This window comes from Laceyella sediminis, assembly GCF_003003125.1.
In the GTDB taxonomy this organism is placed as follows: domain Bacteria; phylum Bacillota; class Bacilli; order Thermoactinomycetales; family Thermoactinomycetaceae; genus Laceyella; species Laceyella tengchongensis.
The window spans coordinates 43,344-55,042 of record NZ_PVTZ01000006.1 but is presented as its reverse complement, the minus strand read 5'-3'; the positions used below and the strand labels follow the sequence as shown (position 1 = coordinate 55,042).

12 protein-coding genes are annotated in these 11,699 nt (G+C 48.8%); 8 read left to right on the top strand and 4 right to left on the bottom strand.

The window, feature by feature from the left end:
* Positions 1-130 precede the first annotated feature (130 nt).
* Positions 131-709, top strand: coding sequence for a thermonuclease family protein (locus tag CLV36_RS08630; RefSeq protein ID WP_022738091.1), 579 nt, complete (start codon positions 131-133; stop codon positions 707-709).
* A 76-nt stretch (positions 710-785) separates the two neighbouring features.
* Here the strand turns inward: CLV36_RS08630 and CLV36_RS08625 are convergent, their stop codons facing one another.
* Positions 786-3,458 carry a phosphoenolpyruvate synthase gene (locus CLV36_RS08625; protein ID WP_106342401.1) on the bottom strand — a complete coding sequence of 891 codons (2,673 nt, stop codon included), beginning with the start codon at positions 3,456-3,458 and terminating at the stop codon, positions 786-788.
* A gap of 204 nt (positions 3,459-3,662) precedes the next feature.
* Here CLV36_RS08625 and CLV36_RS08620 point away from each other — a divergent pair, with 204 nt between their 5' ends.
* On the top strand, positions 3,663-3,956 hold the full coding sequence (locus CLV36_RS08620) for an MTH1187 family thiamine-binding protein (RefSeq protein WP_106342400.1): 294 nt from the start codon (positions 3,663-3,665) through the stop codon (positions 3,954-3,956).
* 88 nt (positions 3,957-4,044) lie between these two features.
* Here the strand turns inward: CLV36_RS08620 and CLV36_RS08615 are convergent, their stop codons facing one another.
* Complete coding sequence (locus CLV36_RS08615; protein WP_181352931.1) at positions 4,045-5,298, bottom strand: GNAT family N-acetyltransferase; 1,254 nt, start codon at positions 5,296-5,298, stop codon at positions 4,045-4,047.
* Between the two features lie 101 nt (positions 5,299-5,399).
* On the opposite strand from CLV36_RS08615, the gene CLV36_RS08610 reads away from it, so the two are divergent.
* Positions 5,400-5,801, top strand: coding sequence for a DUF2606 family protein (locus CLV36_RS08610; RefSeq protein WP_106342398.1), 402 nt, complete (start codon positions 5,400-5,402; stop codon positions 5,799-5,801).
* A gap of 211 nt (positions 5,802-6,012) precedes the next feature.
* On the opposite strand, the gene CLV36_RS08605 is transcribed toward CLV36_RS08610, so the two are convergent.
* Positions 6,013-6,423: a hypothetical protein gene (locus CLV36_RS08605; RefSeq protein WP_106342397.1), complete on the bottom strand. Its 411-nt coding sequence runs from the start codon at positions 6,421-6,423 to the stop codon at positions 6,013-6,015.
* 355 nt (positions 6,424-6,778) lie between these two features.
* Between CLV36_RS08605 and CLV36_RS08600 the strand changes: the two genes are divergently transcribed.
* Positions 6,779-7,186 carry a VOC family protein gene (locus CLV36_RS08600; protein WP_102993818.1) on the top strand — a complete coding sequence of 136 codons (408 nt, stop codon included), beginning with the start codon at positions 6,779-6,781 and terminating at the stop codon, positions 7,184-7,186.
* Between the two features lie 167 nt (positions 7,187-7,353).
* Complete coding sequence (locus CLV36_RS08595; protein WP_106342396.1) at positions 7,354-7,899, top strand: DUF6022 family protein; 546 nt, start codon at positions 7,354-7,356, stop codon at positions 7,897-7,899.
* A 129-nt stretch (positions 7,900-8,028) separates the two neighbouring features.
* On the opposite strand, the gene CLV36_RS08590 is transcribed toward CLV36_RS08595, so the two are convergent.
* Positions 8,029-8,451, bottom strand: coding sequence for a VOC family protein (locus CLV36_RS08590; protein ID WP_106342395.1), 423 nt, complete (start codon positions 8,449-8,451; stop codon positions 8,029-8,031).
* Between the two features lie 139 nt (positions 8,452-8,590).
* Between CLV36_RS08590 and CLV36_RS08585 the strand changes: the two genes are divergently transcribed.
* The 3 genes from CLV36_RS08585 to CLV36_RS08575 all read left to right on the top strand — a co-directional run bounded on the left by CLV36_RS08585 (position 8,591) and on the right by CLV36_RS08575 (position 11,314).
* Entirely contained in the window at positions 8,591-9,202 is a 612-nt protein-coding gene (locus CLV36_RS08585) for a helix-turn-helix transcriptional regulator (RefSeq protein ID WP_106342394.1), read from the top strand.
* Positions 9,183-10,151, top strand: a complete 969-nt coding sequence (locus CLV36_RS08580) for a phosphotransferase (RefSeq protein ID WP_106342393.1) — start codon at positions 9,183-9,185, stop codon at positions 10,149-10,151. Before CLV36_RS08585 ends, CLV36_RS08580 begins: the two co-directional genes overlap by 20 nt.
* A gap of 149 nt (positions 10,152-10,300) precedes the next feature.
* Entirely contained in the window at positions 10,301-11,314 is a 1,014-nt protein-coding gene (locus CLV36_RS08575) for a S66 family peptidase (RefSeq protein WP_106342392.1), read from the top strand.
* Positions 11,315-11,699: the final 385 nt, after the last annotated feature.

The window sequence follows — 11,699 nt, the reverse complement described above, 5'->3', positions numbered from 1 at the left end:
CACATGGCAGAGTGATGGAAACGCCTTTCCTTAGGTTATAGATTTTTATTTGTTATTAATAGTAGAATAATCAATGAGAACTTATAAGTTTCTGTTTAAAGAGATAATTTACATCAAGGGAGAAGACATAGTGTTTTTTAAAAAGAAACGAAAACGATTGCCGAATAAGAAGAGTTTGTACAGTGCCGGCGAGATTGACGCTGTACAGGTTGTGAAAGTGTATGACGGGGATACCATTCGGGTACGGTTTAAGAACGACAAAGAGGAACGGGTGAGATTTTTATTGGTGGACACCCCCGAGACGAGTCATCCGCGCAAAGGGGTTGAACCTTATGGGGAAGAGGCCAAGTTGTTCACCAGATATATGATTAATCAGAGCCGCGTTGTTGAACTGGGATATGATGCGGAAAAAAGAGATCATTATGGTCGATTGCTAGCTTATGTCTATGTCGACCGCAAGCTGTTGCAGGAAGAGTTGGCCAAAAAGGGCTTGGCCCGGGTGAGCTATACCAGAAACCGCAATCCTGACATGGTCAGAAAGATGAAAGAGGCAGAACAGATTGCCAAGTCCAAGGGCAAGGGGATCTGGTCCAATAAAACGTATGTCGGTCGTTCCGGTTATCATCCTGAGAAGATGAATTGGATTGAGCGGACATACAAGCTGTTAAGAGGCAAGGTGTTGCGTGTCGTTTTAGATTCTTTCGTTTAATGCGCAAAAGCCAGAATCGGCAGGAAATAGAGAAGAAAGGCAGGCACATGATCAGTGCCTGCCTTTTTGCGTTGGTTTAATCAGCGGAGTCAGCCAAAATTTCCACATAGCCGTTTGTGCCGTCCACGCGGATGTATTGACCATCTTTCAAGCGCGTGGTGGCCTTTTCCACTCCGACCACAGCAGGGATGCCGTATTCTCTGGCTACGACAGAGCCGTGGGTCATCAAGCCGCCGACCTCTGTCACGAGCGCTTTGGCTGAGTGGAATAATGGTGTCCACCCAGGATCCGTGTGGGGAGCGACCAAAATATCCCCTTTGTTCAATCGTCCTTCCTCCAGGCTACGGACGACTTTGACATATCCTTCTACAATCCCTGCCGATGCGGGAATGCCGATCAATGCACCGGGAGGGGCTTTTTCGTTGCGCCGAGCGGCTGTAAATATTTCGCCGTCGCTAGTCATAACGAGTGGGGGTGAAAGTTTGCTGTAGTGCGCTTCTTGCAACTTACGGGAGTCGATCAGCGATTGGGCGTCAGGTAAGCGGTGTTCCACCAAAGCGACCAATTCATCCAATGTGAAATAAAAGATATCTTCCTTTTGTTTCAACACACCTTGCTCGCATAGTTGCTCTGCTTCTTCCAAGATCGCTTCCCTGAAGAGGGCAAAATGCCGGATGATGATGTACTTGGGCAGTTCGCGGATGCCTACGTTATGGCGGTAAATGGAGATCAACCGCGCCAACCGTTTGGCTTTTCTCGCTCCGCCCCGCGTCTTTCTGATCCGGGAAAGCAAAGATTGAATCGCTTCATGCGCTTCCTGTTCCCCGCGACTGAAATTTTCGCGATGCTCATTCACTTTATTGCTTCGGATATGGCTTAGAATGGACGGAACGAGCAACGTCGGTTTCTCTCGGTATCGAACCCGCGTAATATCAATCTCTCCGGGGGCGCGCATGCCGTACTTTTCCATAAATGCAGAAAGTTTAGCTTGAAAGGCTTCTCCGCCTTCGATGTTGCGCAATCCCTCATAAAACGTTTCGTCTTGCGCTGTTTCAAGATATTGGAGCAATGCAGGGCAGTCTCTTGCCGCATCTGCCAAATCGCCGATCATCAAGCCCATTTCACTCGTGACATTGCCTGGCGGAGATTTGTGCAGGGCGGGAGGCACTTCTTCTCCCAACCATTTCTTCACGCGCCGTTCCAGGATGACTCCTGCCATCAATCCCGCCAGGGTGCAAGCTAATGAATCTGCCAACGCCTTCAATACGTCTCGCGCCACACTGTCCTGCAGCGCCTTCATCCGTTCGGAGCCGGACAGGCCTAAGAGCTTTTGTCTGCAACGAGCTAAATTTTGTTCATAGGTGATGTGAGCCTGTTTGGCTGCCTTCTGTGGGTCACCGAAATAGAACAGCTTGATCCACAGGGAAATCGCTCGGCCATAGACAGTAAAAATGCGTTTGAAGGTGCGGAAAAATTGACGTCTCACCCCTCGGCGGGGAAGGCTTTGCTGAAACTCTTCCGTCTGGATAGCCTTGGACAGAGCAAGGAGATCATCATCCAGTTCGGCGTTTGCGCAAATTTTGTTTCGTATGGATGTGAGATGCAAGGCAGGCGTGCAATCTAAGAACAATCTGCCGCCTGCTTCAACCAGACTGTTGCTTTCAGAATGGACGGACTGCTTGTTGATTGGGACGAGGGTGCGTAAAACCGAAATCCCAAGCGGCTTCATATAGTCGGTCATCATCTGTTTGTGGCCGAACGAAAGATAGATTCGGAGCGATGTCTCCTTTGCGGGTGGGAGTGGGTAAAGGGAGGTGATGGGCCGGCTTTGCAAAATGAAAAACCGGTCGCCTTCCAGACACCACTCGATGTCTTGCTCCGTGCCATAATGCTTTTTTATGCGCCGACCAAGCTCGGCCAGTTCCAAGATTTTCTCGTCCGGCAATGCTTGTTTTTGTCGTTGTTCGGGAGGGAGGTCTCTCGTTTCCGTGCCACCTTGCGGCATGGCAAAGATGCCTTTTTCTTTTGTGGCGATTTGCTTGTCGCTGATTTGGTTGCCGCGCACCTTATACAGATCAGCGGTGACCAATCCGGAAACAAAAGCTTCACCCAAGCCGAATCCGGCATCGATGGATACCGTGTTCCGGTGCCCGGTGATAGGGTCGGCAGTGAACATGATCCCTGAGACATCAGGGATTACCATCTGTTGTACGACTACGGATAAGCGGACGGAACGGTGGTCAAATCCATTTTTGATGCGATAGACAATCGCGCGGTCAGTAAACAGGGAAGCCCAACACTTTTTAACGGCTTCTAAGAGAGGGTCAAACCCTTTTACGTTCAGATAAGTTTCCTGTTGTCCGGCAAAGGAAGCGGTAGGTAAGTCTTCGGCTGTCGCGCTAGAGCGAACAGCATAAGCCCGTTCTGTCCCTTCCTTTTTCCATGCGTCGAACAGGGCAGATGTGAATTGCTCAGAAGGGGATAGGAAGAGCAGATGATTGCGAATCCGTTGTCCCCAAAAGCTAATCTGATCCAGCTGTTCCGGTTTTAACTTCGCAAGCTCATTCAACCACTCATCAAACTCGCCGCTGGACCCGACAAAATCACGGTAAGCAGATGTCGTGATGCAAAAACCGGGGGGTACAGGAAATCCGGCCTTGCATAACTCACCGAGGTTGGCCCCTTTGCCGCCGACTTCGCTCACATGCGTCTGATCAATCTCATGGAAATGCATAACATAGGTTTCCATGTCTCTACTCCTTAAACGCGCAGGGTATTGACCATACGGTCAATATCATCTTATCGCGCTTTGACCATATGGTCAATAAGGGGTTGCAAAAGGGATGGATCACCAAGGATAACACCGCGGAGTGGGCAAGGGCCATGGCCTGAATAGCCCAGCCGGTGTTGGTGCACCTTATGTAGTGAATTGTTAGACCGAGGAGGGGCAAAGATGGCTTTGCTTGAAATTAGTGTGGTTCCTGTTGGCACCGGCACAGCGAGCTTCAGCTCTTATGTGGATGATGCTGTCAAACTGATTGAAAAAAACGGATTGAATTATCAGGTCACGCCCACAGCGACGGTGATCGAGGGAGATGTGCCCCGGCTGATGGAGCTTGCCATGCAGATTCACCAAAACGCCATGTCCAATGGAGCCAGTCGGATCATCACCAACATCTGTATTGATGACCGAACCGACAAACAGATGGATATGCTCAACCAAGTGCAAGCGGTTCGAGATGAGTAGTTTCAGAATTCAGATGGCTTGTCTTCGATGCTGATTTGCGATGTGATCGAAAACCCATCCCCCGGCAAAATGAGGGGGATGGGTTTTTTTAAAAAAAGGTGTCGCAAACAGGGAAGGCCGCTTTGGGAAATAAGGCACGCAATGTTTGCGTCCATTGTGCATCCGAAATGGTCGCTTTGCCGTAGTTGAGCAAGGTGTTGAGGGAGACTGCTCCGTACAGAAGCGCAGACAAATCGCTGATGTCCATGCGAACGACGGGTGCTTCGTCGACAAAGTCGCGCAACGCGGGCTTCCCATTTGTGAACGTAATGGTGAATCGCTGTTCGTTTTCCGCCAAAAAAGTGTCTCTGATCTCGAAGGTGAAGGTGGCGTCCACATTGCCAAAGGGATAGATGGTCGATGTCGAGAGGGCACGTTTGGCATCCAGGATACGAACCATGAGGCCGATTCCCGTCGTGCGAACCTCGTGCGACAACGGAGGGATCATATTGTTTGTGTCATTACGTGGATCATCGAACAAATGATGAAATTCAGGGTCCTGCACATAGAACACAATCCGCTGAAATTGGTCGGCCTGGCTACGTAAAAAGGCGAAAAAAGCTTGATGTGCAGCCGGCTCTTCCGCAATCCATTGGTTGACATGCAAGTCGTTATGAAAATCGTTTTTGGAATGATTGTTGCGGTACTGGAACCCCATGTATCCCTGAAGGCCATGTCCGTTGACATACCCGACTATGCGGTTTTGTTTCACGCTGAATAAGCGCTTAAGATCTTGGTCTGTTGCGGCAATCATCCCATGCGTTCGTTCTGTCACCCGCCGATGCAAAGCCAACATGTCCGGAATGTCTGCTTCTGTCAGAAAAGTGAGCCGCTCTTTGCCTTGACCGTTGGGGATGGTGCTGGGGGTTACGCGGTATTCGTGCCACTCGGTGCCGAAGCCGAAGCCCATGCGTTTGTAAAAGTCTGGGCGGAACGAATAGAGGAAGGCAATGTGAGCGCCTTGATTGCGATAGTGCCGCAGGAAGTAAGTGATAAATTCTTTGGCGATTTTCTCCTTTTTGTGAAGCAAGTCCACCGCTACGCTGCCTACACCTCCGGCCAATAGGTTGGAACCGTGCCAATGAACGGTATAGTCGTACAAACGCATAATCCCCAACATTTGTTCATCGCGGTAATAGCCGTAAAAATGGGAGTTTCCCGGCTCTTTGAAGGTGGCGGCAACTTGTTCCCTGAACGGTTGCACAACTTCTTCCCTTGTAGCGTCAAAAGATGGATAAGCATTGGCAACCAAGGTGATCAATCGGTCGATTTCGTTTTGTTTAATGGCGCGGATCACGCCCATTATGTTCATCCTCTCTCAAGTCCGTCGTACAGTCGGATTTCAAAAGTAAAGACACATGCGTTGGGGAGTTTGTCCGTCGCATCAACATAAAAATGTAAGAAATGCATGCTATAGTAAGATTATATATATTTATAAAATTAAAATACAGGTGTTTTATAGAAAGGAGATCGAAATTGCGAATCTTAGCTGGTATCCTTGCTTGCTTCATATTAGCGGGTTGTGCCCATGAAGAAAGTAAGCAACCTAAGTTAAGTCCTGTTACTATTCGCGTTCTGGATCAAGAAGGGAAGCCCGTTTCTAGAGTAGCAGTCGGCATTACAGTGGTTATTCCTGAAGAAGAAAAGGAGCGTGTAGGTGCAATACCTGTAGCAGTATATACCAATGAAAATGGGGAGATAAAAGATCAGCTAGTACCAGGACGAAAATATATCATACAGATAGGAAGCATGAAAAAGGAAGTGGTTATTACTGATAAGCCGATGGTCGTTGAACTTACGAAGTAAAGGATACGGATTGGCCAGATTGCGCAAAAAAGCGGAAATAGCCAGCTACGCATCCGGCTCTTCCCGCTAAATAAGTATTTTCGGTCCTATTCTATTGCGGCAACTTGTTCCCTGAATGGTTGCATTGTTTCTACCTGTGTGATGTAAAAAGATGGAAAAGCATCGGTACCCAAGGTGATGGTGAAAACCCTCAGGGTTACTTTGAGAGAGATCATTTAAACACAACATCTAACTGCCCGGACACATGTGCGTTGGGGAGTTCGTCCTTCACATCGACATAAAAGTGTCCAACTTGCACATTGTCAAACTGCGCTTTGCCGCTAGCCAGGTTGTAATAGGCGGTGCAGGCACGGGTGTTGGCTTCGCAAAGGCGTACCCACAGTTTGGACGTGTCCTTAAGCTTCACGGTTTTGCCGTTAGTATATTTGGCGTACAGCGGTTGGACAAGGACGATTTCCACATCGCCCACTACTTCGGGATTATAGACATGGCCGTCCCACTTTCCATCTTCCGTTTCAAAAGCATATCGCGGAACACTTGCGAAAACCGAGTTTGCGGTGAACGGGAGCAGTGCGGCCGCGGCGATGGTCGCCGCACACAAAATGGCGAAGGGTTTTTTCATTGGACTGATCCTTTCTTTCGAAATGAAAAGGGTTTAAAAAATGAGCCATGTTGCTGTCTAGAGCGTGTCTGATGAATAGGCCAGCGGCTCCAAAACCATTTTCTCATTCGCTTCACGCGTGGCGGAGGCGCTCCTCGAGAAAAGGTTTTTCCGCCGTTTATTCCCTACCAACTTGATTTGCCAGACACCCCCTAGGGAAACATAGCTTTCATAGATTATTATATTCCAATTTTGATCATTCCGTCATCTCGATGATCCATGTTATGGATGGGAAGAGAATGGGAATGGGCGCTTTTGTCGACACTGGAAGAAAGAGCGTTTTATCCTTTCCGATCAAAGGGGTTGATTGCCAATGATGGAGAATGCGAATCAGAAAATCACGACCTTTTTAATGTTCGAAGGCAAGGCCGAAGAAGCGATGAATTTTTATGTTTCTTTGTTCAAGCAGGCAGAAATTCTCACCTTGTCCCGTCATGAAGACGATGGGAGCGAGGCGAGTGGGAAAGTGGCGCAAGCAGTTTTCTCACTCAATGGACAACGGTTCATGTGCATGGACAGTCCTATCAAACATGAATTTACCTTTACGCCCGCGATTTCATTGTTTGTCACCTGTGAGACAGAAAGTGAAATTGACGAGCTGTTTGTGAAACTATCCCAAGGCGGAGGAGTGCTCATGCCGTTAGATTCGTATCCGTTTAGCAAAAAATTCGCTTGGGTTGCCGATCGATACGGTGTTTCTTGGCAATTAAGCTGGGGTGGTTGAGCGGGCGTTGAGCTTTCCGGCTTGGAGTAAGCGGATGAGATGTGCTGGCGATGAATTGTTTTAAAAATTAAGGAATGTTTTTATTGTTCATTTGCTATGTTGTATAATGAAATAGGAAAAGGCAGTTTTGTTGCTATTGGAAATCGGCATTTTGAAAGGGGCTAAAGATGAGCGCAATGAAGCCACTTCCGCAAATCCTCGCCGAAAGCGAAGGAAATCGCATCGATGTCATTGCCCAGTATATCAATGAGCACATCACTAAAAACTGGCAAGCGATATTTGAAGAAAAATACTCGCAGTTGATGGATGCGTATAAGAAAGTGGGTGACCCCGCTTACGGAACATATTTGAACTTCTTGTTTTTACCGATTCACGAGCAATTGAAAGAGAGCGGGCTGAAACCGCTCCCTCGTCTGCCTGGTGACTTGAATATTTCTCGCGAATGGGGAAACACCAACGACTTCACTGACCAAGAGCGGTGGATGTGGAGTGTGATTGAAGAAGAAAATGGAGTCGAGCTAGGTACCATTGTTACGAAAGTTTATCATGATCATACGCAACTGCGTGTTCCCCGTCCTCCAGAAGTTTTCGCCTTGACAGAAACTGATCAGGCCGATATCGTTGCTGCCCTGTCGCAACGATCCGCTGCATTTAGAGATGCGCGCGAGTTCAGAATCGAAGCTGAGGAATATATGAAAAACCGGGACGCTTGACCAGAAGTCAAGATCGGCCCGGCATGAATCATCGCTAAAGAGCGATGATTTTTTTGTGACACCCCCGCAGTAACGCGAACGCGGGCCAGCCAGCAAAGGGAGAAAATGAATCGGCTTGAGAATGCGGCGTTATTTTTTTCTGGTGAAGATCTGAAAGGTGACGCCGAATCGGTCTGTCACCAAGGCATATGCGGGACTGAAGTACGTTTCTTCTAACGGGATGCCCACATGACCGTTTTGCTTTAACGCATCGTAAAGCTGTTGCGCTTTCTCTGTCATGTTGACGGTGATGCAGATATTAACTTGATTTCCTTCGTGCAGGGGTTGCCCGGGAAAGGCGTCGGCGATCATCAACTCCGTGTCGCCCACTTTTAACACAGCGTGTGCGATCTTTTCTTTCATCTCTGCAGTAAGAGGGTGATCCGGATTTTCCGGCCCTTCCCCCAGGGTCTGGCAGAAAAGAATCTCCGCATCAAGCACCTTTTCATAAAAGCGTATCGCTTCTCGCGCATTTCCTTCAAAAAAAACATAAGGGGTTAATTGCAATGTCATATATACCAACTCCTCGGGTTTAATGGTTTGATGCCGAGCCCGCCCTCTGATAAAGATGCGAGCAGGTTTCGGCTTGGTGCCCATTGTAGCTTATAATGGTGACAGCTATTGTCATAAATCGATCGAATGGAGGATCGTGATGCCCAAAGCGAAACGGTTGTTGGAATTGATGATGACGGTCAACCGCAAACGGAAGTTTACAGTCAAGGAATTGGCGGAGGAATTCGGTGTCTCAACGAGAACCATATTGAGGGATTTGCAGGAGTTAAGTGAGTTGGGGGTGCCCTTGTATTCTGAAGTGGGCCCGCACGGAGGTTATCACGTGTTCCGATGTGATCGGATCAAGTCGGTTGCACAGGCGTCTTCAGACGTAAAACCACGGGACTTACGACATGTCCACCTCGGCACTGTCCAACCTGTGACCCAGGCGGAGCCGATGGTTCATGTGCGGGTGGAATTGAACGAAGAGGGCGTGCGCAAGTGTGAAACTGAATGGTGGCTGGCAAACCATCTGCATCACCAAGAGGATGGCGGGGGATGGGTGGACGGTCATTTTCCAAAGCGGGATCTTCCCTTTCTGGCCAAATTTTTCATGGGGTTGGGAGAAGATGCGACGGTGCGGCAACCCCCGGAATTGGTGCATGGTATGAGGGTAATCCTTTCTCGGCTCATGGCCAAATACGCTGTGGTGCCAGCCGGCGAAGAGAGCAAGATCGGTGAGGGGGCAAGTGATGAGCCAAGCGATCCGTAAGGACATATTTGAGCGGGTAGAAGCGCTTTTTTCAAAAAGAATTGTGGATTATGAACCCATTCACCGTGGTTTGCTCAATTTGAAATGGATTGTGCGCTTTGCTGATGGTGCGTCCGTCTTTATCAAGCAATACAACCAACGCCGGCATGGACAAAAACTGCCCTTTATCAACATGGCCTTGTCTTTCCAAGAAGCTATGCAGAAACAAGGAATCCGATGCCCAATGGTTTATTCGTTTGGCGGGAAGCGGTTGCAGACATCAAGCAAAGGGGAAGTGTTCGCAGTACAGGAGAAAATGGATGGGGAGGTCGTGGCGCCGGGACAAGCGACGGTGGAACAGATGCATTCCCTTGGGAAGGAGATGGGGAAATTGCATCAGGCGTTGAAACAGATTCCACCAGCCGAGCTCGCTTGGAAGCCAGATCGGTCGCGCTTGTTGCAAAAATGGAATAAACAGATGGCTCTCGCGCAAGTTCGGCAACCGTCCGAGCGTGTGATGCGGTTGCTCCACAGACAAAAGCAAATTTTGGACAGGCTGGACTTTTCCCAATTTGACCGATGTCGCCTAGGATGGACTCATTGGGATTGCCATTTTGACAACTTTTTGTTTGAGAATAAGCGAGTTGCCGCTATTTTGGACTTTGACCGCATGCGTTATGTCTACCCTGACCTTGATGCAGCGAGAGCCTTGTTGTCAGGTAGTGTGGACGGTCAGCGAGGATTGGTGCGAGCGAAAGCGGCCGCCTTCCTCGGCGGATATCGGGAAGTTGTGCCCGGGTACTCGGCGGAGAAGGCGGCGCGGGCGTTGCGTCTTTTGTGGACGAAAGAATCAGGCTGGTGGATCACGGCGGACATTGAGGAGCGAAGCGCAAACCCGCGGCGGTTCTTGGTGGAGATAGAGTGGTTGCAGCAACATTGGCATGAGTTGGATGACTTCTTGGGTGAATGAGAGTTGCCATCTGCCAAGTTTTTTTACCGCCTCATGTGCCGCACATGGGGAACCTTTAAATAAAAGTCATGCACAGAAGATAAAAAGAAAAGGATTGTTCAAATAATAGGGGTTTGATACACTTTTTTGAAAAGACTAGGAGGCTGTGCATGATTAACTATCCATCTTTTAAAACAGGTATGACCATTGGGATCACCGCCCCTTCCTCCGGGGTGCCGACAGAACTGCATGCGTTGCTGGACAGCTCGACTAGGCGACTGGAGGAGAGGGGCTTTCATATTGTTTGCGGAGAAACCGCCTTTACGCAAGAAAAAGCGAAGTCGGCATCAGCGAAGAAACGCGCAGATGAATTCAATCGCATGATGGGCGATGATCAGATCCAGGCGATCATTCCCCCTTGGGGTGGCGAACTCCTCATCGAGATCTTGGAGCATGTCGATTTTGAAAAAATGAAGAACAAGTGGGTGTTGGGTTACTCCGATACCAGCGTGCTGTTGCTAGCCATTACCTTGACAACGGGGATCGCTACGGCTCATGGCCCCAATCTCGTTGATCTGCGCGGGGAATACTGGGATGAGACCACCAGCGCATGGCTCGATGTCTTGTCCACAGAGCGGGGTGCCTCCATCCTTCAGCACTCCTCCGCCAAATATCAAGAAAAATGGCAACATGAGAATCCAACCCCTTGTCTCTTTCATTTGACAGAACCGACATACTGGAAAGTGGCATCCCATAGCAAAGCTAAGGTACAAGGGCGGTTGCTCGGCGGATGCGTCGATGTGATCAGGCATTTGATTGGCACGCCGTATGGTGACGTGAGGAAATTTAGAAAGGCTTTTATTGATGGGGAACCCATACTTTGGTATTTCGAGAATTGCGAACTGGTGACCACCGATTTGCGCAGATCATTGGTGCAAATGAAGTTGGCCGGGTGGTTTGAAGGGTGTTCAGGCATCCTGTTTGGCCGTAGCCTCGCCAATCAACCCGTCCAAGGTTATACGGTGGAAGATGTTTATCAGGAACTGGCGGCTGAGCTTCAGGTACCCGTCATTTACGATATTGATTGTGGACATGTTCCGCCGCAAATCACGTTTATCAATGGCGCCTATGCCGAAGTGGAAGTGGATCAAGGCAAGGGTATAGTCAAGCAGCATTTTAGATGATCGTATTTCTGATCATCATGAAAAAGTACAATAATTGCATTGTTTAATTATTCGTGTTAGTATGTGTTTAATTCACACTGAACGGAGGGTCATCTATGGCATTCCAATTCCGATTCTACCCTTTGCAATCACAAATGATATTGTGTTCAAAGGTTCTGCTTGTGCGCAGGGAATCGGAATTGGTTCGCCTACTTGTAAGGTAACCCGCTATACCATACAACGATATTGCGCATGCCAGCCTCCGATTGGTGGGGAAAGGTATGTGTTACGGCCACCATGATAGGGATGGGGAAGGCCTTTGCTTTGGATCATTGTAGACGAGTATGTGCGGAATGCTTAACCATTTTTACGATTACCTAACCACAGGCAGATAACCTGTGGTTTT

Bases quoted from the DNA above. Each gene is read 5' to 3' on its own strand.
- CLV36_RS08590 (WP_106342395.1), bottom strand. From the start codon at position 8,451: ATGACATTGCAATTAACCCCTTATGTTTTTTTTGAAGGAAATGCGCGA.
- CLV36_RS08595 (WP_106342396.1), top strand. From the start codon at position 7,354: ATGAGCGCAATGAAGCCACTTCCGCAAATCCTCGCCGAAAGCGAAGGA.
- CLV36_RS08600 (WP_102993818.1), top strand. From the start codon at position 6,779: ATGGAGAATGCGAATCAGAAAATCACGACCTTTTTAATGTTCGAAGGC.
- CLV36_RS08605 (WP_106342397.1), bottom strand. From the start codon at position 6,423: ATGAAAAAACCCTTCGCCATTTTGTGTGCGGCGACCATCGCCGCGGCC.
- CLV36_RS08585 (WP_106342394.1), top strand. From the start codon at position 8,591: ATGCCCAAAGCGAAACGGTTGTTGGAATTGATGATGACGGTCAACCGC.
- CLV36_RS08615 (WP_181352931.1), bottom strand. From the start codon at position 5,298: ATGGGCGTGATCCGCGCCATTAAACAAAACGAAATCGACCGATTGATC.
- CLV36_RS08620 (WP_106342400.1), top strand. From the start codon at position 3,663: ATGGCTTTGCTTGAAATTAGTGTGGTTCCTGTTGGCACCGGCACAGCG.
- CLV36_RS08625 (WP_106342401.1), bottom strand. From the start codon at position 3,458: ATGGAAACCTATGTTATGCATTTCCATGAGATTGATCAGACGCATGTG.
- CLV36_RS08575 (WP_106342392.1), top strand. From the start codon at position 10,301: ATGATTAACTATCCATCTTTTAAAACAGGTATGACCATTGGGATCACC.
- CLV36_RS08580 (WP_106342393.1), top strand. From the start codon at position 9,183: ATGAGCCAAGCGATCCGTAAGGACATATTTGAGCGGGTAGAAGCGCTT.
- CLV36_RS08610 (WP_106342398.1), top strand. From the start codon at position 5,400: ATGCATGCTATAGTAAGATTATATATATTTATAAAATTAAAATACAGG.